Origin of the sequence: Rhizobium beringeri (genome assembly GCF_004306515.1) — a bacterium.
GTDB classification, from domain to species: Bacteria; Pseudomonadota; Alphaproteobacteria; order Rhizobiales; family Rhizobiaceae; genus Rhizobium; species Rhizobium beringeri.
In genome coordinates, this window is sequence record NZ_SILG01000006.1 from 119,765 (window position 1) to 141,276 (window position 21,512).

Below are 21,512 nucleotides of genomic sequence, written 5' to 3' on the forward strand. Positions count from 1 at the left end.
GTCAAACCTCGTCTGCGATCGTGTTGCGTAAGATGCCGATACCATCGGCCTCGACCTCTACGACATCGCCAGGCTTCAGCCAGATCGGCGGATCGAAGCGGGCACCGGCGCCGGTCGGCGTGCCGGTGACGATCACATCACCGGGAACCAGCGTGGTGAAGGTCGAGATGTAGTTGATGATCTTGCGGAAGGAAAAGATCATCCGGCTGGTGCGCTCGCTCTGGCGAACTTCTCCGTTGACGCGGGTTTCGAGCCTGATGTCGGCGATCTGCGCCTCGTCCGTGAACGGGATCAGCCAGGGGCCGATCGAGCCGGTGCGGTCGAAATTCTTGCCCTGGGTGACGTTGAACTTGGCGTGGCGGACCCAGTCGCGGATCGTGCCCTCATTGCACAGAGACAGCGCCGCGATGTGGGATAGTGCCTCAGCCTCGCGAATGCGCCGGCCGCCCTTGCCGATGATGATGACGATTTCACCTTCGTAGTCGAGCTGCGGGCTTTCCGGCGGTCGGATCAGCGGCTGATCGTGGCCGGTGAAGGAGCGCGGAAAGCGAATGAACAGGGAGGGATTGGAAGGCGCTGCCTGCCCATCCTTGTATTCCTCGTTGCGGTCGGGGAAGTTTACGCCGACGCAGATGATCTTCTCCGGGGCGGGAACAGGGATTTCGTAGCGGATGTCCGACACCGGGAAATCGGGCTCCAAGGCCGCCGCTTCCTCGGCGAGCTTCAGCAGCGCGCCGCCGGCAATCACCTCGCGCAGCGTTGGCCACTTCGTGCCATGGCGGGCGGAAAGGTCAATGATTCCATCTCCGGCAAGAACGCCGTATCCACTGTGGTCGTTGCGGGTAAAGCTGACAAACTTCTGGTGGGACATCGTTTTTCTTCCTATTCAGTTCAGCCGATGCCGCCGAGGCAGACATATTTGATCTCGGTGAATTCCTCGATGCCGTATTTCGAGCCCTCACGGCCGAGACCCGACAGTTTGACGCCGCCAAACGGCGCTTCCGCTGTCGAGATCAGGCCGGTATTGACGCCGACCATGCCGTATTCCAACGCCTCGGCCACACGAAATACCCGGGCGAGATCCTTGGCGTAGAAGTAGGAGGCGAGGCCGAACTCGGTGTCATTAGCCTGCTCGATGACGTCGGCTTCGTCCTTGAAACGGAACAGCGGCGCCAGCGGCCCGAAGGTTTCCTCGCGCGCCACCGCCATGTCCTTGGTGACCTCGCCCAAGATGGTCGCCTCGAAGAAGGTGCCGCCCAGCGCATGCCGTTTGCCGCCTTGCACGACGCGCGCACCCTTGCCCACCGCGTCTGCGATATGCTCCTCGACCTTGGCAAGCGCCGCCTTGTCGATCAGCGGTCCGAGGATGACGCCTTCGTCAAAGCCGTTGCCGGTTTTCAGCTTGCCGACGGCCGCCGCCAGCTTCGCGGCGAAGGCGCCATAGACGCTGTCCTGGACATAGATGCGGTTGGCGCAAACACAGGTTTGGCCGTTGTTGCGGTATTTGGCAATCAGCGCGCCTTCGACCGCAGCATCGAGGTCGGCATCGTCAAAGACAATAAACGGCGCATTGCCGCCAAGCTCGAGGCCGAGTTTCTTAATGGTTGGGGCGCTCTGCTTGTAGAGCTCGGTGCCGATTTCGGTCGAACCGGTAAAGGTCAGCTTGCGCACCACCGGGTTCGAGGTCATCTCGGCGCCGATGGCCGCGGCCGAGCCGGTGATGACGCTGAAGAGGCCCTTCGGCAGGCCGGCGCGTTCTGCCAGGATCGCAATCGCGATCGCCGAGAACGGCGTCTGCGATGCGGGCTTCAGCACCATGGCGCAGCCGGCGGCAAAGGCGGGACCGGCCTTGCGGGTGATCATCGCATTGGGGAAGTTCCACGGCGTGATTGCCGCGACGACGCCGATCGGCTGCTTCATCACCATGATGCGCTTGTCGGGCTGGTGGCCGGGGATCAGGTCGCCGTAGATGCGGCGGCCTTCCTCGGCAAACCATTCGATGAAGCTCGCACCATAGACGATTTCACCGGTCGCCTCCGCCAGCGGTTTGCCCTGTTCCAGGGTCAGAATACGGCCAAGATCGTCCTTGTTTTCGATCATCAGCTCGTACCATTTGCGCAGGATCGCGCAGCGTTCCTTGGCAGTGCGCCCAGCCCAGCCCTTCTGGGCCACGCGGGCAGCCTCAATGGCCGTCCTGGTTTCGGCGGCGCCCAGCTTAGGAACCCGGCCGATGATCTCGCCAGTCGCCGGGTTGTTCACCTCGATCGCGTTGTTCGGATCGGCCTCGATCCAATTATCGCCGACAAGAGCGGCTTGGCGGAACAAGGAAGGATCTTGCAATTTCATGGCTGGCTCCTCACCAAGCATTAAAATAAACGGCGGACGCTTTCACGTCCGCCCAGCTGGGGAAATTCAAGGCGCGACGATCGGCTGGGCCTTCAGCACGGAATCACGCATCTCGGTACCGGCAAAGGTGCTGCCTTCCTCGAACCAGGATTTCGGCGCCGGAGCCCCCCAGAGCGTCTGGCGCTGCGGATCCTTGAGATCCCATTTGATCGGCTCGAGATCGGGATCGACCGTCTGATAATCCGAGCAATAGATCTCGATGCGGTGGCCATCCGGATCGCGGATATAGAGGAAGAAGGCATTCGAAATACCGTGACGGCCGGGGCCGCGCTCGATATTGGGCAGCCAACCGGTGGTCGCCATCAGATCGAGCAGGTCGATGATGTTGAGCGGCGTCGGAACCCAGAACGCGGTGTGATGCAAACGCGGACCGCGACCGTTGGTAAACGCGATGTCATGGACGCCACCCTTGCGGTGCGTCCATGCCGCCCAGAGTTTTCCGGTCTCTTCATCGGCGGTGTATTCCGTCACGCGGAAGCCGATCTCATTGTAGAAGGCAACACTTTCGTCGACATTCGGTGAGAAGCAGTTGAAGTGATCGATGCGAAGCGGCTTTACGCCTCTGTAGAGGGCATATTTCTGGTGGATCGGCGGCAGGCGATCCATCTTTGAATAGAATTCCAGCGGAATGCCGTGCGGATCGCGCGTGCGGAACGTGCGCGACTGGTAGGGCCGCTCGACCCATTCGATCGGCAGGCCCTTGCCCTTGAAGAAATGTTCGGCCTTGTCGAGGTCCTCGTCGGAGAACACTTTGAAGCCGAGATCGCGTGCTTCGGCGGCGGCTTCTTTCTTCAGGACGATGCAGTGATGGCCCCGTTCTTCGAGCGCACGCAGATAGATCGTGTCTGCCGTTTCGTCGGTCACCTGCAAGCCGAGCGTGTCGACGTAGAAAGCGCGCGATTTCGCAAGGTCGGTCACGGCAAGCTCGACATGGCTGAGGCGCACGATGTTGAAGGGCGGATAAAGATTGGGTGTGGGCAGGGGCATGGGGTTCTCCTCCAAATTCAATAGGGTGTCCGGTGCACTCAGCCGCCGAGTTTCTGGATCGCATGCGCCTTGGTGGCGAAAGCAACGTTCTTGGTCTCCATGTAGAAATCGAAGGACCAATCGCCGCCGTCACGGCCGATGCCGGAATTCTTGACGCCGCCGAAAGGGGTCGGCAGATGGCGGACGTTTTCCGAATTCACCCAGATCATCCCGGCCTCCAGGGCATCGGTGAAGCGGAAAGCACGGGTGACGTCCGAGGTCCAGAGATAGCCCGTCAGGCCGTATTGCACGTCGTTGGCAAGAGCCAGGGCATCGGCCTCGTCCTTAAAGGGGATCGCGGTCAGAACAGGCCCGAAGATTTCTTCCTGCGCAATGCGCATTTGGTTGTTGGCGCCGGTGAAGAGGGTGGGGGATACGTAGCATCCGCCACCCGGCCCTTCGAATTTCGCGCCGCCAGCGGCTACCGTCGCGCCGCCGGCTTTGCCGATCTCGATATAGTCCAGCACCTTCTTTTCGTGCACGGGGTGGATCAGCGGGCCGACCACAGTTTCTGGATCGAGGGGGTGGCCGACCTTGATGCGCTTGGCCTTCTCGGCGACCATCGCCGTGAAGCGGTCGTAGATGCTTTCCTCCACCAGCAAGCGAGAGGATGAGGTGCAGCGCTCGCCGTTCAGCGAATAGATCATGAAGACGGCAGCATCAGCTGCGCGATCCAGATCGGCATCGGCAAAAACGATGACGGGGTTCTTCCCGCCGAGTTCGAAATGTACCCGCTTCAGAGTGTCGGCGCCCTGTTTCATGATCATCGAACCGGTGCGGCTCTCGCCGACGAAGCCGATCGCCTTGATATCAGGATGCTCGGTCAGTGCCTTGCCGGCGTCCTCGCCGAGCCCGTTGACGAGGTTCCAGACCCCCTTCGGCAGACCAGCCTCTTCGGCGATTTCGACCAGCAGCCGCGCAGTCAGCGGCGAGAATTCCGCCGGCTTGTGGACGATCGTGCAGCCGCTGGCGAGCGCCGGTGCAATCTTCCATGTCGACAGCATGAAGGGCGTATTCCATGGCGTAATGACGCCGACCGGGCCGATGGGTGCGCGGGTGGTGATGTTGACTTGACCATCCCCACGCAGCGTTTTGCCGTCACGGGCTTCCACGGCGCGATCGGCGAAGAAGCGGAAGTTCTCTGCTCCGCGAAGGGCTGCCTTCGCCATGAATTTCAGCGATTGGCCGGTGTCCATGCATTCGACGAACGCGATCTCTTCGGAACGTGCCACGATCGCATCGGCAATCTTATGGAGAAGTTTCTTGCGCGCGTCGCCCGACATCGCGGCCCAGGCAGGAAAGGCGGCTTTTGCGGCTTGTGCCGCCCGGTCCACATCCGCCGCCTTGCCGTGTGCCACCTTTGCCAAAACCTTCAGATCGACCGGAGAGATGATGTCGAACGTGGTGCCATCGGCTGCAGGCATGGCCTCGCCAGCGATATGGTTCAGTACGCCGTCTTTGCGAAAGCGAGCCAAATAGGCTTCGGCCTTTGCGATGTTTTCTTCAAGTGTCGACATGCTTTTCTCCGATGTGTCCTGCTTGCGGTCACTCGCTGCGGCGCTAACCGTTTGTCTTGCGCAGGCGCGGGTGGATGGCGTTTTTCTTCCAGCTCAGCGCCGGGTCGATTTCGCGGATTTCGAGGGTGAGGGCGAAGTGCGGCGTCTCGAACAACTTTCCGAGGTGTTCCGTGACGGCGGCAAAGATCGCTTCGCCAGTCCGCCGCTTGTCTTCCTGGCTACGACCTTCGCCGATACGAAAGGACATATCGATGAAGGCGTTTTCATCGAGCAGATCGGCAATCGCATAGGCTTCGCACCGGATGGAGCGCACCCGCACGGCACCGGTCTCGAACAGACCCGTGCCGAGAATCTCGGTGTGGACAACACGGCACAGCGCGGCGAAGTCCACTTTTCCGTCGAGATTAGCCGAATAATCCATGGTGAAATGCGGCATCGTTCCTCCCCGCGCCACGACCTCAGTATATTTAACATGTTAAATATTTTGTCGGCTCTGTCAAGGGCATCGTGTCTGCCGGCCACGTTGCGCGGTTCAAGAAATTGATCCATAGAACCCTTATGACCAAACAATCCCCTGACAATAACGGCATAATGCAGGATGCCCTGCTGCCCCGCGATACGCGCCGCTCGCTGCCTATTGCGTTGCTTCGGGCGCGTGAAGCGGTGATGGGGCACTTCCGGCCCATGCTGGCGCTGCATGATGTGACGGAACAGCAATGGCGCGTCATTCGCATTCTGGCAGAGGCCGGAACACTGGATGCTTCGGAAATGTCGGAGCGGGCCTTTATCCTTGCTCCGAGCCTGACGCGGATCATTCGGTCTCTCGAGGAGCGCGGCTTCATCACCAAGAGCAAGGATGCTGAAGACGGACGCCGGATACTGTTGCAGATCACGGCCGCGGGACTGAAGATCATCAACGAGGTCAGTCCCGACAGTCGGATGATTTATACCGCGCTTGAGCAGCGGTTCGGCCGCGAGCGCATCGATACCTTGCTCGACATGCTCGACGAACTGGCGACGCTGAACAAATAGCACGGCCTGCGCTCCTATCTGCTGGCGCCGGTTTGGAGGCTGTCTGCCAGCGCCAGAGCATCGGCTACATAGCGGTGAAGCCGCTCTGCCGCATCAGGCGTCCCAATTCGCTCACCGATCCAGCCGATATAAGTGATGCTGCGCAGAACCATGAAGAGTGGCAGGGTTTCAAGGGCGCTGTCCGGTAGCGACCGCACGCCGCGATATCCCTCGATCAAAGCTGCCTTGATGAGTTCGTAGTGCGGCTCGCCGCGATTCTTGAACAAGGCTGTGGCGATGTCGAACATCCGCCAGCCGTAGCCTCCATCATCAAAGTCGATCAATTCGACATGTGAGATCGGCATGGATGAGACCATAGTCGAGATGGCGGAGTGCATCGGTTTTCTCCCGCAGGAAAAGCCTGAGATCCGATAATTGCATCGCCTGATTCGGCGACAGTCCCGCACAATCCCAGAATCGGCCCCAAAGCGGCTGCCTGCCAAGCAAACCATCGCCGTCCCATGTCGGGCGGTGGAAGTCGGCCGGTGGTTTCCAGGCATCGGTGGCTGCGTGCATCCGGGCTATCGCTTCACCCAGCAGGCGGAAAATAACGACGAGGCGCTCCCTGGAATGCGCGAGAAGAACACCTGATTGGCCGAGCGGGCTGCCGGTCATCCAGCTGACAATGTCGGCGTATTGCTCACCGAACTCAGGATTTGCCGCAAGTGCAACGGTTTGGCGTCCGTCCGGCGTGGAAACAGGTGCCGGAACGCGCAGGCCCGCCTCGCGTAAGGCTGCCATCCAGGAGAGTTCCGAGACCAATGCACTTTTATTGTGATAGCCAGGCCGGTGCAGCCGCAGGGCTGCAGGCTCGCCGCTCCTGAGCGTCACCCGGAATACCGCATTCTCCCGGTATTTCAGTAGCTGGGGTATCTGGGCGCCGAGCTCCCAGCTGGCAAGCGCTTCCCATGCCCGCGCACTCAGCGCCTCCATGAAAGAGGTGGTTTCATGTTCCGACATGGCCACCGTCACAATCCGGACAGAACGTCGTCGAGCGTGGAAAGCATCAAATCGGCATTCTCCTTCGAAAATGGCATGGGTGGCCGGATCTTGGTCGCGCATTGATGCACCCCGATTTTGCCCATCAGAACGCCGCGCGCGCGCATGTCATTGATGACCTTTGTGGCGATGTCCGGCGCCGGGGTCTTTCTTTCGCGGTCGAGAACAAGCTCCGCCCCGAAGAACAGGCCGCTGCCACGCACGTTGCCGATGACGTCATGTTTCTCGGACAGGCGCTTGAGTCCGTCTTGCGCATAGGCACCGACGGTCCGGGCGTTTTCCATTAGCCCTTCATCTTCGATCACATCGAGAACCGCCAAGGCCGCAGCACAGGAAACCGGATTGCCGCCAAAGGTATTGAAATAGCGAAAGGCCTTGCGGAAGGCGTTCAGCGTGTCGGCATTGGCGACGACGCCGCCGACCGGATGGCCGTTGGCCATCGGCTTGCCGAGCGTCACCACGTCGGGCACGAAGCCTGCGCGCTGGTGGCCCCACATATGGCCGCCAGTGCGCCCGAAACCCGGCTGCACCTCGTCGGATATGACAAGCCCTCCCGCCTTGCGCACGGCAGTGATTGCCTTGTCGAGAAAGCCCGTGGGCAGGTCGGGAAATCCCTCATTGGCAAAGAACGGGCAGATGATGAGCGCCGAAAAGCCGTGCGGGCTGCTCTGTAGCGAAGCGATCGCTTTTTCCACTTCAGCGGCGAAAGCCTCGGCAAAGGCTTCGCCGGGCATGCCACCCAGTGGCCGATAGCTGTCGGGCGCCGGCACGTGGCGGACATGACCGCCGAAGCCGCCGACGGGGGGCATACGGGTAGAGAGCTGCGACACGGCCGCGGTATTGCCGTGGTAGGTGTGGTTGGTCGCGATAACACCGGTCTTTCCCGTGACCGCCTGTGCCATGCGCAACGCGATGTCATTGGCTTCGCTGCCGGTGCAGGTCATGATCGCAGTATTGAGGCTCTTGTCGAACGTCGATGTCAGCCGCTCGACATAGTCGAGGATGCCCTCATGCAGGTATCGCGTGTGGGTATTCAGCGTCGACGCTTGCCGGGTGATCGCGTCCACCACGCGCGGGTGGCAATGGCCGACGTGCGGCACATTGTTGTAGCAATCGAGATATTTCCGGCCGTCCGCGTCCCACAGCCAGACACCTTCTCCACGCACCAGTTGCACGGGTTCGTCATAAAAGGTGGACATGTTTCGGCCAAGAAGGCGCTCGCGACGGGCGAGAAGTGCTGCGTTTTCGGCCATGTCATTTGCCTCCCGCGGCAGCTGTCAGGCCTGCCTCGAGTGCGGCGAGGATCCGATCTACACCGGCCGTGGTGATGATAAGCGGCGGCGAGATGATCACGTTGGAGCCGGAGGTACGCACCATCACGCCGGCGTCGTAGGCCGCGTCTTGCAGGCGCTGGACCACATCCTTCGGCGCGCCGGTCTTTGTCGCGCGATCCGTCACCAGTTCCAGCGCGCACATCAGCCCTTTGCCGCGCACGTCGCCGATCAGTTCGTGTTTTTCCTTCAGTCTGTTCAGACCGGCCAGCAGTTCGTTGCCGCGCGCGCCTGCATTGGCGGCCACGTTGAGGCGCTTGGTTTCCTTGAGCGTCGCCAGCGCCGCCGCTGCACCCACAGGGTGGCCGGAATAGGTGTAGCCATGGCCGATGGTGCCGACGGTGTTCTTGTTTGCCTCGAAAGCTTCCGCGATCTTGTCGGAAATCATTACCGCACCGAAGGGATAATAGCCGTTGGTAATCGCCTTGGCGGTCGACATCAGGTCGGGCCTGGTGCCCCACAGGCGTGATCCCGTCCAGGCGCCGGTGCGGCCAAAGGCCGTGATGACCTCGTCGGCGATCAGAAGAATGCCGTTCCTGTCGCAGATGGTACGCATCAGCGGCATGAAGGTTTCGTGCGGCACCATGATGCCGCCGGCACCCAGAACTGGCTCCATGATGAAGGCGGCGATCGTATCGGCGCCCTGGAAGGCGATCTCGTCTTCGAACTGACGACCGATGGCCGCGGCGATTTCAGCCGGATCGTCGGTGCCGAAGGGATTGCGGTAGCCATAGGGAGCCGCCAGGTGCGAAACGCCCGGGAGCAGCGGCTCGTAGTTGCGACGGTTGTTGGAATTGCCGTTGACGGAGGCGCCGCCGAAATGGGTCCCATGATAGCCTTTCTTCAGCGCCACGAATTTGGTGCGCTCCGGCTGGCCGTTCACCTTGTGATATTGGCGGGCAAGCCGCAGGCATGTCTCCACGGAATCCGAGCCGCCCGAGGTGAAGAAGGATCGGCTGAGGCCGTCTTCCTTGAACCACTCAGCCAGTTCGTAAGACAGTTCGATCAGCGGCGGATTGGTAGTGCCGCGAAAGGCGGAATAATAAGGGAGTTCCTCGAGTTGGTCACGGATGGCCTGTTTGATCGGATCGCAGGAATAGCCGAGGTTGACGTTCCAGAGCCCCCCGACGCCATCGAGCACCGTCTTGCCGTCGATATCAGTGATTTCGACACCGGAAGCCGCCCTGATGATGCGCGGCGGGTTGGCCAACATGTCGGCCGGGTGCGCCATCGGGTGCCAGACATGACGGGCGTTGTTTTCGGTCAAAAAATTGGTTTCGCGCATATCGCAGTCCTCTTCGTTCAAAGTCCAAGCATGGAAAGGGCGCGGGCATAGCCGTCCGCGGGGCGAGTAACGTCGAAATGGACGTTGGGAAGTTTGACGGCGGTGGCGCCCTCAATGTTCTTCGGCTGATCGTCGACGAAGACGCAGGCCTCGCGCGGAAGCCCGACTTCGGCGATCACCTGTTCATAGGCGCGCGGATCCGGTTTCAGGATCTTCGTGTAGGTGGCATCGACGATAACGTCGAAGAGATCGATCAGCGTGAAGCGCTTGCGGAATTCGACACCGTAGAAAAGATCGAGTTCATTCGACAGGATGGCGAGCCGCAGGCCAGCGGCCTTGGCGCGCGTGATGGCATCTCGCGCCTCCGGACGCAGCACGAGATCGGCATCGGCGCCGCGCGCCCGCTGGACGAAGGTCTTCATGTCGGTCCACTCTTCGCCGACCAGCCGGCCGACTTCCGCGGTCCGTGTCATCCAGTAGTCGCGTTCGGTGATCTCGCGGCTCTGCATCGACACCCAGAGCGGATCGGTCGTCGTGTCGAACGGACCGCGCCAGGTGAGCGTGCCGGCGGCAAGGCCAAGCGCCCGCTCGGTGACGTCGTGCGTTTCGAACAGCGTGCGGGTCACGACGCCGCCGAAATCGAGAATGAGTGCGCGATCACCTGTCATGGTCTGCCTTCCGGGATGATGCCCTGTGCAACCCACGCATCGAATACGGCGAGGGCTTTTGTGGAGAATTGGGGGGAGTTGATGTGACCATCGACCTCATGCAAGACGACGGATGGGGGGAGGGCCAGGCGCATCGCGTCGATAAAGGCTGAAAGGCCTTCCGGATCATGCAATGGTTCGCCTGGCTGGTCCCATTCCTGTATGCCTGCAAGCGGCAGGATCAGGGCGACCGGCGCCTGCGCTCCGCCAAGTTTTTCTCCGATCAGCGCAGCCGTCGCCCGGCGTCCTTCCGGCGAGGTGGTGACGGAGCCGATCAGCCGGTTGTGTGCGTGATAAGGTCGGTCGGCAAGTGCCGCCGGCAGCGGCTGCCATGCGGGCAGGTCCACCATATCGACGGCGCCGGGCGCAACGATCTGCGGTATGCCTGCGCGGCCCGCATTTTCCATGCGGTCCGGACCAGAGGTGACAACGGTGCCATTCTGGTGGTTGACGACTTCCTGCATGCAGAAGTCGAACACCGCGGCAAAGCCTTTCTGCGCGGCGATCGCCTCGAAGGCCCGTCCGCCCATGCCGGTCGAGTGGAATACTGCGACCTCATAGCCGCGCTTTTCAAGCTCCGGCTTCAAATGTTTCATATATTTGAGGCAGGTGGAACCGAGGGAGGTCATTCCGATAAACGGCCGGTCCGCCTTGGGCTTCATGCTGGAGCGGGCAGCCCCGACGACGGCGCCGCAGGCCTGGGAAAGCACGGCGCGGCAAATATCGTTCAATCCGTAAAGTCCGCCGGCCCAGAGTATCATCATCAGGTCCGGGGAGATGCGCTCCGGCGGCACGAGATGCGAATAGGCAATCGTCGAGACCACGAATTTGGGAACGCCGAGCGGCAGGGCCGCCGCCACGTCAAGCGCAAGGTCCGTGCCCATCGAGCCGCCGAGAACAATGATGCCATCCGCCTTTCCGCTCGCATGCAACGTTCCGACGAGAGCCGCAGCGCCGGTCGACATCAGCGCCATCGCTGAATTTTCGTCGCCGCTGTCAATGATCGCTTCGATCGAGGTTCCCGCCGATTTGGCGATGTCGTGCCGGGAAAAATCCGGTGTGTAAGGCGGATCTGACAAGATACTGACGTCGACCATGAGCGGTTTTGCGCCTGCACCGCGGATGATGCCCGCCATGAACTGAAGCTCGTCGGATTTGGTGTCACCGGTTCCAATCACAAGGATGCTGGGCGGGCGTGTTTGCTCTGGCGAAGGCTCTGCTGGGCTCATTCAACCGGTCCTCTTTGTTTGCGTTTTTGTTCCCGAAGGCCGCTCCGGCCCGTAGTATTTTTCTGAAATGCGTTTGGCTGTGTCGACGACGGCTGCGCCGAAGCTCGCCAGAGTGGCGGCGCGCGCACGTGCGAGCGGCGCGGCGATGGTGATGGAACCGATCGGTTGACCTGCCGGCGAAAGAATGGGAGCTCCGGTGCTGACGACGCCGACCTCGAGACCCTGGCTGCTGATCGAAAATCCGCGCGCGACCGTTTCGTCTATCATTTTGCGGACGGCCGCCGGATCGGTCACGGTGTGTTCGGTAAAGGCTTCCAGTGGCTGCGACAGGGCCGACTCCATGTATTTCTTATTGGAGAAGGCCAGATAGGCGAGGCCTGATGCCGTAGCGTGGAAAGGCAGGCGCGTGCCGATCTCGACGATGACCCGGTGCGCGCGCGGTGAGTCCTCGACATGGATCGTTGAAAGTGTGCTGCCGCTGAATTCGGCGAGATGAACTGTTTCCTCCGACTTTTCAGCGAGCTCCCTTACGAAGGGGATAGCGACCCGCAGGAACGGATAGCGCGCCTCGCGAATCCGCGCCAGGCGAACCGGAGCTGAACCGATCCGGTATCTGCGCGTCTCCGGATCCTGCTCGACGAAGCCATGCTTTTCCAACTCGACAAGCAGGCGGCGGGCCGTCGCCTTGTCGAGGTCGCAGAGACGGGCGATGTCCGTCAGTCCCGCTTCGTGGTTGAGTTGCGACAGGCTGTCCAGCAAGGACAGCGCTTTTCCGACGGTGCTCATGCAGTTTCCTTTTTTGCCCGGTCGTCGTTCGATACCGGTCGGTGTTACGGACACCTGTCTGGGTCATCACCGTCGATGCCGGGTCCTCAATGCTGGCACAAACTACTTAACATGCGAAATAACTTGACAGGTGTAGCCATTATTTGCAAGTCTATATTTGAAGCACTGGTTCAATATGTGAACCATATGCGCTGACCTGCGCGCGGCCAAGAGCAAAAGAAAAAACGCGGCAGATTAGTCCGGTTCGAAATGACGGCGATTTTGGGAGGACGCGTTTTCCCGGAGCGCAATCGGATAGTTGCAACAAGGGGAACTTGAGCAAAATGGACAATCAAATCTCAACAGGCGCAGGTGAAAACCAGCTGCGCAAAAACAGTCTCGGCGTCGGCGCCGTGACATTTCTGGTGGTTTCGGCCGCAGCGCCGCTCACGGCGGTCGCCGGCGGTGTGCCTCTGTCGATGATGCTCGGCAACGGCGCGGGCATCCCGCTGACCTTCCTGCTGGTCACGGCGATCCTGGTGCTGTTCGCGGTCGGCTACGTCGCCATGGCCCGCCACATCCGCAATGCCGGCGCCTTTTATGCCTATACCGCCCAGGGTCTCGGCGGCATGATGGGCGGTGCCGCCGCCCTCATCGCCATCCTTGCCTACAATGCCATGCAGATTGGCGTTTTCGGTCTCTTCGGTGCGGCAACCGCGGGGTTCTTCGCGGGCATCGGCCTTGAATTGCCCTGGTGGGTCTGGACCTATATCGGCATCGCCGTCGTCGCGGTCTTCGGCTATCGGCGCGTTGATCTCTCGGCCAAGGTATTGACCGTCCTTGTCATTCTTGAATATGTCGTCGTGCTGGTCATCGACGCGGCTATCTTCCTAAAGGGCGGTGACAGCGGCATCTCGGCCGCACCCTTCACGCCCGCTGCCTTCATGAGCGGAACGCCGGCAATCGGGATTCTCTTCTGCTTTGCAGCGTTCATCGGCTTCGAAGCCACCACGATATACAGCGAAGAAGCCCGCGAGCCGCACAAGACCGTGCCGCGCGCGACCTATATTTCTGTCCTTATCATCGGCCTCTTCTACATGCTGACCTCTTGGCTGATGGTCAATGGCGCCGGCGCCGACAAACTCGTTCCCGAACTGCAGGGCCTTGCCGATCCGACGACGTTCCTCTTCGGCCTTGCCGAACGCTATGTCGGCCACTGGATCGTCCCAGTCATGAACGTGCTTTTCATCACCAGCCTGTTTGCCGGCGTGCTCGCCTTCCACAACGGTGTCGCCCGCTACATGTATGTCGCCGGCCGCGAAGGTCTGCTGCCGAAATCCGTCGGCGTCACCCACCCCGTATTCCAGAGCCCGCATGTCGGTTCGGTGATCCAGACGATTATCGCCGTTCTCGTCATCGCGCTCTTCGCCTTTACCGGCCAGGATCCGGTGCTTGCCCTCTTCTCCTGGCTCACCAACGTCGGCACGCTTGCCATCATCCTGCTGATGGCCTTTACCGCATTCGCCATCGTCGCCTTCTTCAGCCGCAATCCCGGCCTCGAAGGCAACGTTCTGGTGACCAAGGTCCTCCCGGTGATCACCGGCATCATCCTTCTGGGACTAGTCTACTATATCACCGTGAATTTCGGCGCGATCGCCGGCGCAAGCGGTGTGCTCGCCGTGCTTCTGCCGGGCTTGGTGGTGATTGCCGCCATTGTCGGCTTGATGGCAGCTGCCCGTCTGAAGTCGGAAGATGCTGCCGGTTTTGCCCGGCTCGGCGCCGGACAGGAAGCCTGACATATCTGGATCATGATGGCGGACGCTGGTCCGCCATTTCTTTCGTGAGGAGATTGAGATGCAGGACAAGATCGACAAACTCCGCTCAGACGTCGTCTCGCCGCAGTCGCTGTTCATTGGCGGCGAGTGGCGCGTACCTCAGAGCGGTGCGACCATGGATGTCATCTCGCCGATCGACGGCGTGAAATTGACGACCATTGGCGATGCCGGTGCAATCGATGTCGATTTGGCCGTCAAGGCTGCGCGCGCCGCTTTCGAGAAAGGCACGTGGTCGAAGGCAGCGCCCGCAGAGCGCAAGAAAATCCTTTTCCGGATCGCCGAGCTGATCGAGCGCGATGCGCTTGAACTGGCGGTGCTCGGCGTGCGCGACAACGGGACGGAAATCAGTATGGCCCTGAAGGCCGAACCCGGCAGCGCGGCCGCCACCTTCCGCTATTACGCCGAAGCCGTCGACAAGGTCTACGGCGAGATTGCCCCCACCTCCGAAAGCGTTCTCGGCCTCATCCACCGCGAACCCGTCGGCGTCGTCGCCGCTATCGTGCCATGGAATTTCCCGATGATGATCGGTGCCTGGAAGATTGCGCCAGCGCTGGCAGCCGGCAACTCCGTGGTGCTGAAGCCCGCCGAAGGCGCATCGCTCAGTCTCCTGAAACTGGCGGCGCTGTGTGCTGAAGCCGGCTTGCCGGAAGGTGTACTCAATGTCGTCACCGGCCGCGGCACGGTCGCCGGAGAGGCGATCGGCCTGCATGGCGATATCGATGTTCTCGTCTTCACCGGCTCCGGCGGCGTCGGCCGCCGGCTGCTCGAATATTCGGCGCGCTCCAACCTGAAGCGGGTCTATCTCGAACTGGGCGGCAAATCGCCCAACATCGTCTTCGCGGATGCGCCGGACCTCGAACAGGCCGCCAAGGTCTCGGCATTCGGCATCTTCAGAAATTCGGGGCAGGTTTGCGTTGCCGGATCGAGGCTCCTGGTCGAGCGGTCGATCCACGAAGCCTTCGCAGAACGGATCTCAGCCATTGCTGAAAAGATAAAGGTTGGCGATCCGCTGTTGCTCTCGACGGAATCCGGCGCCATCTCCAGCGAGATCCAACTCGAGAAGGACCTCGGTTTCGCCGCCCAGGCGCTGTCCGAAGGCGCAAGACTGAGAACCGGCGGCGGGCGCATTCTTCAAGACACCGGCGGTTTCTATATGCAGCCGACCGTTTTCGACGTGACGCCGGAGATGACGCTGGCCAAAGAGGAGGTTTTCGGGCCGATCCTCTCCATCATTCCCTTCGATGACGATGCAGAGGCAATCAGCATAGCCAATGCCACGCCTTATGGTCTCGCTTCAGCCGTGTGGACCGGCAATCTGTCGCGCGCCCATTGCATGGTGCGGGGAGTCAAGGCTGGAGTCGTCCACGTCAACACCTATGGCGGCGCCGACAACACCGTGCCGCTCGGCGGCATCCGCCAGTCGGGCAACGGCCATGACAAGTCGCTGCATGCGATGGACAAGTACCATAATCTGAAGACGGCGTGGATCCAGCTCTAGCTTAGTCGAACACTTTGCTGAGAGCAGGGGCGCAGTTGAAATGTCGGATGCATCTAAAGCTAAAGGCTCCCGCGCGCAGCCCATTCGCTGTCAGCAGCAACGCGGCTGACAGCGAATACCTTCAACCTCCGAAGCTGCCAATTTGCGTCGGGACATGAACGTAATTCCGGTCAAAATACAGTAACGCGTTTCCATCGGGGCGGGATCTGATGCCGGCGATCCGTCCGATGAAGATGTGATGGCTGCCGACAAGTCTTGCCTCGGACAGCTCGCAATCAAACGACACGATCGCGTCGGCGAGAGCATCCGTGCCCGAAGGCATTGCGACCCAATCCGCAGAGGCGTAGCGCGCCTCCATATCGGCGGTTGCTCCGGCGAATTTCCCGGCTAGCTCTCTGTGGTCGTGACTTAATACGTTCACGCAGAACCGGTGGTTTTCCAGAAACAGGGCAGTTTGGGCGGATCGGCTATTCATGCAGACGAGCAGCGTCGGCGGCTCATCCGTGACGCTGCACATGGCCGTGGCGGTGAACCCGCCGCGACCGGCGGGACCATTGGTGGTGATGACGTTGACCGGCGCGCAAACGCGCGCCATGGCGTTGCGGAACTCGGTTTTGGAAAAGGCCTCCTCCATGGTCGCCTCCTATTCAGCAGCGGACTTGAACTGATCTGCATTGCCGATCGGCGGCAACCAGGTGTCACCGGTCCAGCCGTTTTCGTCGTAGTCGCTCATGCAGGTATCGACCAAGGCCTCCATTTCGCGCAACCGTCCGCCACGCTCGGCCCCCTTCAGCACCTGAAGCCGGACTTCTTCCGGCGCTCCGGCATAGTTCAATTCGTAGAGCGCATGCCGTCCGCCAAACTCGGTTCCGGTTGCGTCCCACAACAGCTTCATGATCTTGATGCGTTCGATATGGCCCATATCGTTGGAGCCGCGCACATACTGGCCGAGATAGCGGTCGATCTCCGGATTGCCGAAATCCTTGGCCGAGGACGGCAGGTAGATCAGTCCCGAGGCGACGACCTTGCGGACCGTCTCGATGACGCGGGGATAGGCTTCCGACATGAAGGTACGGTAAGCAAGGGCCGCCTCCAGATTGGGGAGCACCGCGCCGTTCGCCCAAGGGATCGGATTGTAGGCCATGGCGTTGGAGAAGCTCCAGAACATGTGGCGCAACGCGATGACTTCACCAAGTGCGGCCTGATTGCCGCGGAAGGCATCGCCGCCGGTCGCCCGCAAAGCCTTGGCGAGCAGGCCCGCCAGGAAGTCGAGTTTGACGGCGAAACGCGTGCAGCCCTGGAAGCAGTAGCCGTGCATGAAGCCGGAAGCGGGATGGAAGGACAGGATCTTCGGCGCATCGCGCAGGACCAGCACATCCTCCCAGGGGATGAAGACGTTGTCCAGAACCAGGATGGCATCGTTCTCATCGAAGCGGGAAGAGAGCGGGTAGTCGAATGGCGTGCCGACACGATTTGCCGTTTCCTCATAGGAGACGCGGCAGAACATCTTGATGCCGGGCGCATTCATCGGGACGATGAACATCACCGACAGCGACGGGTCTTCGGTGACCGTCGCCGAGCTCTGTGCCAGGAAATTGTAGTGCGTCAAAGCAGAGGACGTCGCCACCACTTTGGCGCCCGAGACGTAGATGCCGGCGTCGGTTTCCTTGGTGATATGAACGAATACGTCTTTTACGGCATCCGCCGGCTTGTGGCGGTCGATCGGCGGGTTCACGATCGCGTGGTTCATGAAGAGGGCCGCTTCCTGGGCACGCTTGTGCCAGGCGAGTGCGTTGTCCTTGAAGGGACCGTACCAGTCGGCATTGGCGCCCAGCGTATTCATCAATGCTGCTTTGTAGTCGGCGGTTCGGCCCATCCATCCATAGGACATGCGGGCCCAGTCGGCGATCGCACCCTGTTGAGCGACGAGATCGGCGGAGGACTTTGCAACACGGAAATATTTGTGGGTGTAGCCCCCAGAGCCGGTGTCGGTGGGCGATGTCAACCGTTCCTTGGTCTTTTCCGCATGCAGCGCATCGTAAAGCCTGGCGAGCGAGCGGGCGGAATTGCGCATCGAGGCATGCACGGTCACGTCCTTGACACGCTCACCATTGATGTACACCTCCCGCCCGTCACGCAGGGATGCCAGATATTCCTCACCGGTGAAGGGCCGCTTGGTATTGGCCCGGAAATCTTCTGATCGCATGTCGTCCTCCCTTGATCTGAGACAAATGCTAGTCCTTGCGTTCGCCTTCCACCATGGACAGAATAGGGAAATCACTTGTACTTTTTACGGCGGCCAGCATGAACGACATCGTCCCAAGTTTCTTTGTCTACGGCGAACCGGATCGCCCTTTGGAGATCGGATTTCTTCATGTCGAAACGGTGATGGCGCGCGCAAATCTCCATTCCGGCCAGGTTCGAGCCCATAAACATGATCGGATGACGCAGGTCACTTTCTGGACCAGCGGCAGCGGATCCTATTTCATAGAAGATCAACGTTTGGACTTTTTGGCGCCTGCCGTCAGCTTCGTGCCGAGCGGCGTCATCCACGGCTTCAACGTCGATCCGCTTGTTTCGGACGCGGTCGTCGTGTCGATCGCAGACAGTCTGCTGCCGTCGATCGCCGGTCAGACGACGCTGCCGCTGGATCGCCCGGTGATGGTGACGGGGCAGGGCGCGGAGGCGTTCTGGGAGAGACTTCGGCGGACCATGCAACTAATTCTGGAGGAGTACGCCGAGGGGAGAGGCCAGGCCGATACGATCCTTTCACCATTGGTTGCCGCCATGCTGACCCAGATCGGACGCCTGGCGTCCGACGCGCCGATGCTGGCACAATCGCCACAACGCCTGCTTGCTGGTGACCTTCGACGGCTGATCGACCGGCATTTTCGTGAGAACTGGCCGGTTGCGCGCTACGTTTCGAGCCTCGGCACCACGCCGCATCTTCTTGCCAAGGCCGGGCACATGGCTTTCGGCCAGGGCGTCAAGGACATGATCGCCGAGCGCCGCCTGCTCGAGGCCAAACGGCTGTTGCTTTTCACCATCCGATCGCTCGAGGACATAGCCTATGAGGTGGGCTTGAAGGATGCCGCTTATTTTTCGCGCTTTTTCCGCGCGCGGACCGGTATGCCGCCCAGTGAATGGCGGCGGCAAAACATAGCTGGTGAGAAGAGTCGGGATGGCGGCTTCTAGTTAACATGTGAAATATATTGACAGGGCGATCGATCTTCGACACTCTTTCAGTTTACCGGTCTCAGGTGTTGCCGCCTTTTTGCGCTTGTGGGAGAGTCGCGCGAGACGGACATGTCGTTGACTGACACTGTTGGGAGGCAGAGTTGGAGCTCTTGAACAATCAGGCCCTGATGCAACGCGCATGGGCAACCGTTCCCTATGATCAATGGACCAGTGATCTCCAATCGATCTGCGGCAACTTCAATCCGAAAGCAATGGAGAGCGGCAAGGCCGTAACCGGGGCAGCCCGGCGTATCGATGTCTGCGGTATGGAGTTCGCCCATGTTTCCAATGATCTCGATCGCGTCCATCGAGATTGGGATGACATTCGCCGGGACGCCAACGAACATCTCTTTCTCATCATGCAGCTGGAAGGGTCCTGTGGTCTCGAGCACGTCGGCCTCCAGGCAGTCCTGGATGTCGGTGATTGCATTCTCGTCGACTCGACCCGGCCGACGACATTCCATTTCGGTGGACAGTTCAGCAATCATCTGTCGCTGCATTTACCACGCCAGATCATGTATGCCGAAAGCCCGATCGATTTTGACATCGCCCGCAAACTCGAGGCCTTTGACCCGATGGCAATGATGCTGCGTGCGCTGGTGGCGAAGATCATGTCCAATTCGGCATCGGATGCCGCGTCTGCCAATCTGCGGCACCTGATGTTCAATGCGACGCGACAGGCCTTCGTCTCAAACGGCGACGCCATGTCGGCTCTCAACGACAGCGCTTCGCGTCGGCTGGAAATGGTCGACATACTGATCGACCGACACCTGACCGAGAGCGATCTTAGCGCCAAGTGGCTGGCGACACGGATCGGCGTATCCATCCGCACGTTGCAGCAGGATTTTCAAGGTATCGGCATGACCTGCACCACGGTCATCCGTGACAAGCGGTTGCGCCTCGTGCGTGAAAAGATCGCGCAGATCAAAGATCAAAGAAGCCCAAGGACGATCGCGGAAGTCGCCTATTCGGCCGGCTTCAATGATATTTCCTATTTCAATCGCAGCTTCAAGGATCTGTTCGACTGCGCGCCGACCGATCTGCTCAGGCCGGTGACATCAATCGCACGATAGTGCGGTTTGAATACTTGATGAGCCGCCGGCCTGTTGCGTTTCAGACCAAGTCGCGGCGCGCTCCTGCCCAAGACGGCATTCTTCTGCCCCGTCATACTCCTTCCAAAGCTCAGGGAGGAGCCAATCGTGAAGCAGTACAGTCTGTTCATCGGCGGAGCACGCATCGAGACCGCAACCTATGCCGAGGTTCGCAATCCATCGACCGGCGAAATCGTCGGTCAGATGCCGCTGGCGACGCCGGCGGATCTCGACCATGCCGTTGCCGCAGCTTCAGTCGCCTTTCGCACTTGGAGCCAGGTGTCGGAAGAAGAGCGCCAGGCCGCCTGTCGCGCCATTGCCGAAAAGATCGCGGCCAATGGCGAGGAACTTGCACGCCTTTTGACGCTGGAGCAGGGCAAGCCTCTCAATGGTCTCGGCTCCCGGTTCGAAATCGGCGGCGCGCTTGCCTGGACACGCCACACGGCCGAACTGAATCTGCCGGTTGAGATCCTGCAGGACGACAATGAGGGCCGTGTCGAATTGCATCGCAAGCCAATTGGCGTCGTCGGTTCGATCACACCCTGGAACTGGCCGGTGATGATCGCATGCTGGCATATCGTGCCGGCGGTGCGGGCCGGCAATACGGTCATCATCAAGCCTTCGCCGCTGACGCCACTGTCGACGATCCGTCTTGTCGAGATCATGAACGAAGTGCTGCCGCCCGGCGTTGTCAATGTCATCACCGGCGAAAACAGCATTGGTGCAGCACTTTCCGCCCATGACGGTGTCGCCAAGATGACCTTCACGGGCTCGACCGAGACCGGCAAGAAGGTCATGGCCTCGGCTGTCGCGACGTTGAAACGCCTGACGCTCGAGCTTGGCGGCAATGATGCCGGTATCGTGCTTCCCGATGCCGACCCTGCGCAGATCGCCGAGGGCCTGTTCTGGGGAGCCTTCATCAACAACGGCCAGACCTGCGCAGCGCTGAAGCGTCTTTATGTGCACGACAGCATTTATGAAGACGTCTGTGCACGGCTTGCCGACTACGCCGGCAGGATCGTGATCGGCGACGGCCTTGACGAAACCAGCATTCTTGGCCCGGTCCAAAACGAAATGCAGTTCAACAAAGTTCGCGAACTTGTCGATGACGCGCGCGCCAATGGCGGCCGCATTCTCGCCGGCGGCGCGCCGATCGATCGGCCGGGCTATTTCTATCCGATCACGCTTGTTGCCGACGTCGACCATGGCGTGCGTCTCGTCGACGAAGAGCAGTTCGGGCCGGCGCTGCCGATCATTCGCTATACCGATATCGACGAGGTCATCGCCCGCGCCAACACCAATCCCGCCGGGCTTGGCGGCTCGGTCTGGTCGGCGGATGCCGAAAAAGCCAAGCGCTATGCCATGCAGCTCGAATGCGGCTCGGTATGGATCAACAAGCACGGAACGATCCAGCCGAACGCGCCCTTTGGCGGCGTCAAGCAATCGGGCATGGGTGTCGAGTTCGGCGCCGAAGGGCTGAAGGAATTTACCACGATCCAGACGGTGTTGAGCTGA

At 60.6% G+C, this 21,512-nt stretch carries 18 protein-coding genes and 1 pseudogene; 6 read left to right on the forward strand and 13 right to left on the reverse strand.

Going from position 1 to position 21,512, the window contains the following annotated elements; all coding sequences use genetic code 11:
* Position 1: 1 nt before the first annotated feature.
* The 5 genes from ELH03_RS34860 to ELH03_RS34880 all read right to left on the reverse strand — a co-directional run bounded on the left by ELH03_RS34860 (position 2) and on the right by ELH03_RS34880 (position 5,385).
* Positions 2-871, reverse strand: coding sequence for a fumarylacetoacetate hydrolase family protein (locus ELH03_RS34860; protein WP_130767502.1), 870 nt, complete (start codon positions 869-871; stop codon positions 2-4).
* Positions 872-891: 20 nt separating this feature from the next.
* Positions 892-2,346, reverse strand: a complete 1,455-nt coding sequence (gene gabD / locus ELH03_RS34865) for an NADP-dependent succinate-semialdehyde dehydrogenase (RefSeq protein ID WP_130767503.1) — start codon at positions 2,344-2,346, stop codon at positions 892-894.
* A gap of 66 nt (positions 2,347-2,412) precedes the next feature.
* On the reverse strand, positions 2,413-3,393 hold the full coding sequence (hpaD, locus tag ELH03_RS34870) for a 3,4-dihydroxyphenylacetate 2,3-dioxygenase (protein WP_130767504.1): 981 nt from the start codon (positions 3,391-3,393) through the stop codon (positions 2,413-2,415).
* Positions 3,394-3,431: 38 nt separating this feature from the next.
* Positions 3,432-4,949, reverse strand: coding sequence for a 5-carboxymethyl-2-hydroxymuconate semialdehyde dehydrogenase (hpaE, locus tag ELH03_RS34875; RefSeq protein WP_130767505.1), 1,518 nt, complete (start codon positions 4,947-4,949; stop codon positions 3,432-3,434).
* Between the two features lie 43 nt (positions 4,950-4,992).
* Positions 4,993-5,385: a 5-carboxymethyl-2-hydroxymuconate Delta-isomerase gene (locus tag ELH03_RS34880; RefSeq protein ID WP_003577044.1), complete on the reverse strand. Its 393-nt coding sequence runs from the start codon at positions 5,383-5,385 to the stop codon at positions 4,993-4,995.
* 122 nt (positions 5,386-5,507) lie between these two features.
* Between ELH03_RS34880 and hpaR the strand changes: the two genes are divergently transcribed.
* A complete protein-coding gene (gene hpaR, locus ELH03_RS34885) occupies positions 5,508-5,981 on the forward strand; it encodes a homoprotocatechuate degradation operon regulator HpaR (RefSeq protein WP_020397623.1) in 474 nt (157 codons plus the stop codon).
* A 14-nt stretch (positions 5,982-5,995) separates the two neighbouring features.
* On the opposite strand, the pseudogene ELH03_RS34890 reads toward hpaR, so the two are convergent.
* The 6 genes and pseudogenes from ELH03_RS34890 to ELH03_RS34915 all read right to left on the reverse strand — a co-directional run bounded on the left by ELH03_RS34890 (position 5,996) and on the right by ELH03_RS34915 (position 12,357).
* Positions 5,996-6,980 (reverse strand): annotated as a pseudogene (locus tag ELH03_RS34890) (phosphotransferase enzyme family protein).
* A gap of 8 nt (positions 6,981-6,988) precedes the next feature.
* Positions 6,989-8,272 carry an aspartate aminotransferase family protein gene (locus ELH03_RS34895; protein WP_130660213.1) on the reverse strand — a complete coding sequence of 428 codons (1,284 nt, stop codon included), beginning with the start codon at positions 8,270-8,272 and terminating at the stop codon, positions 6,989-6,991.
* Position 8,273: 1 nt separating this feature from the next.
* Positions 8,274-9,635: an aspartate aminotransferase family protein gene (locus ELH03_RS34900; protein ID WP_130767507.1), complete on the reverse strand. Its 1,362-nt coding sequence runs from the start codon at positions 9,633-9,635 to the stop codon at positions 8,274-8,276.
* Between the two features lie 17 nt (positions 9,636-9,652).
* A complete protein-coding gene (locus ELH03_RS34905; protein WP_105008682.1) occupies positions 9,653-10,303 on the reverse strand; it encodes an HAD family hydrolase in 651 nt (216 codons plus the stop codon).
* Positions 10,300-11,571: a Tm-1-like ATP-binding domain-containing protein gene (locus ELH03_RS34910; protein WP_130767508.1), complete on the reverse strand. Its 1,272-nt coding sequence runs from the start codon at positions 11,569-11,571 to the stop codon at positions 10,300-10,302. The genes ELH03_RS34905 and ELH03_RS34910 overlap by 4 nt, the downstream gene beginning before the upstream one ends.
* Entirely contained in the window at positions 11,572-12,357 is a 786-nt protein-coding gene (locus tag ELH03_RS34915) for an IclR family transcriptional regulator (RefSeq protein WP_105008684.1), read from the reverse strand. It abuts the gene before it with no gap.
* A gap of 323 nt (positions 12,358-12,680) precedes the next feature.
* On the opposite strand from ELH03_RS34915, the gene ELH03_RS34920 reads away from it, so the two are divergent.
* Together ELH03_RS34920 and ELH03_RS34925 are read left to right on the forward strand one after the other, a co-directional pair.
* The gene (locus ELH03_RS34920) at positions 12,681-14,132 is read left to right on the forward strand and encodes an APC family permease (RefSeq protein ID WP_130660210.1); all 1,452 of its coding nucleotides are present in this window, start codon (positions 12,681-12,683) and stop codon (positions 14,130-14,132) included.
* A 58-nt stretch (positions 14,133-14,190) separates the two neighbouring features.
* Entirely contained in the window at positions 14,191-15,669 is a 1,479-nt protein-coding gene (locus tag ELH03_RS34925; protein ID WP_130767509.1) for an aldehyde dehydrogenase, read from the forward strand.
* A 121-nt stretch (positions 15,670-15,790) separates the two neighbouring features.
* Here ELH03_RS34925 and ELH03_RS34930 read toward each other — a convergent pair whose 3' ends face one another.
* Complete coding sequence (locus tag ELH03_RS34930; RefSeq protein ID WP_003550320.1) at positions 15,791-16,303, reverse strand: flavin reductase; 513 nt, start codon at positions 16,301-16,303, stop codon at positions 15,791-15,793.
* A gap of 9 nt (positions 16,304-16,312) precedes the next feature.
* Entirely contained in the window at positions 16,313-17,875 is a 1,563-nt protein-coding gene (locus ELH03_RS34935; protein ID WP_130767510.1) for a 4-hydroxyphenylacetate 3-hydroxylase N-terminal domain-containing protein, read from the reverse strand.
* Between the two features lie 53 nt (positions 17,876-17,928).
* On the opposite strand from ELH03_RS34935, the gene ELH03_RS34940 reads away from it, so the two are divergent.
* The 3 genes from ELH03_RS34940 (at position 17,929) to ELH03_RS34950 (ending at position 21,512) form a co-directional block, all read left to right on the forward strand.
* Complete coding sequence (locus ELH03_RS34940; protein ID WP_130767511.1) at positions 17,929-18,864, forward strand: helix-turn-helix domain-containing protein; 936 nt, start codon at positions 17,929-17,931, stop codon at positions 18,862-18,864.
* Between the two features lie 170 nt (positions 18,865-19,034).
* The gene (locus tag ELH03_RS34945; protein WP_432444814.1) at positions 19,035-19,979 is read left to right on the forward strand and encodes a helix-turn-helix domain-containing protein; all 945 of its coding nucleotides are present in this window, start codon (positions 19,035-19,037) and stop codon (positions 19,977-19,979) included.
* 126 nt (positions 19,980-20,105) lie between these two features.
* Positions 20,106-21,512, forward strand: coding sequence for an aldehyde dehydrogenase family protein (locus ELH03_RS34950; RefSeq protein ID WP_130767512.1), 1,407 nt, complete (start codon positions 20,106-20,108; stop codon positions 21,510-21,512).

Coding starts and splice junctions, on each gene's coding strand:
- ELH03_RS34860 (WP_130767502.1), bottom strand. CDS start 871: ATGTCCCACCAGAAGTTTGTCAGCTTTACCCGCAACGACCACAGTGGA.
- gabD (WP_130767503.1), bottom strand. CDS start 2,346: ATGAAATTGCAAGATCCTTCCTTGTTCCGCCAAGCCGCTCTTGTCGGC.
- hpaD (WP_130767504.1), bottom strand. CDS start 3,393: ATGCCCCTGCCCACACCCAATCTTTATCCGCCCTTCAACATCGTGCGC.
- hpaE (WP_130767505.1), bottom strand. CDS start 4,949: ATGTCGACACTTGAAGAAAACATCGCAAAGGCCGAAGCCTATTTGGCT.
- ELH03_RS34880 (WP_003577044.1), bottom strand. CDS start 5,385: ATGCCGCATTTCACCATGGATTATTCGGCTAATCTCGACGGAAAAGTG.
- hpaR (WP_020397623.1), top strand. CDS start 5,508: ATGACCAAACAATCCCCTGACAATAACGGCATAATGCAGGATGCCCTG.
- ELH03_RS34895 (WP_130660213.1), bottom strand. CDS start 8,272: ATGGCCGAAAACGCAGCACTTCTCGCCCGTCGCGAGCGCCTTCTTGGC.
- ELH03_RS34900 (WP_130767507.1), bottom strand. CDS start 9,635: ATGCGCGAAACCAATTTTTTGACCGAAAACAACGCCCGTCATGTCTGG.
- ELH03_RS34905 (WP_105008682.1), bottom strand. CDS start 10,303: ATGACAGGTGATCGCGCACTCATTCTCGATTTCGGCGGCGTCGTGACC.
- ELH03_RS34910 (WP_130767508.1), bottom strand. CDS start 11,571: ATGAGCCCAGCAGAGCCTTCGCCAGAGCAAACACGCCCGCCCAGCATC.
- ELH03_RS34915 (WP_105008684.1), bottom strand. CDS start 12,357: ATGAGCACCGTCGGAAAAGCGCTGTCCTTGCTGGACAGCCTGTCGCAA.
- ELH03_RS34920 (WP_130660210.1), top strand. CDS start 12,681: ATGGACAATCAAATCTCAACAGGCGCAGGTGAAAACCAGCTGCGCAAA.
- ELH03_RS34925 (WP_130767509.1), top strand. CDS start 14,191: ATGCAGGACAAGATCGACAAACTCCGCTCAGACGTCGTCTCGCCGCAG.
- ELH03_RS34930 (WP_003550320.1), bottom strand. CDS start 16,303: ATGGAGGAGGCCTTTTCCAAAACCGAGTTCCGCAACGCCATGGCGCGC.
- ELH03_RS34935 (WP_130767510.1), bottom strand. CDS start 17,875: ATGCGATCAGAAGATTTCCGGGCCAATACCAAGCGGCCCTTCACCGGT.
- ELH03_RS34940 (WP_130767511.1), top strand. CDS start 17,929: ATGGACAGAATAGGGAAATCACTTGTACTTTTTACGGCGGCCAGCATG.
- ELH03_RS34945 (WP_432444814.1), top strand. CDS start 19,035: ATGCAACGCGCATGGGCAACCGTTCCCTATGATCAATGGACCAGTGAT.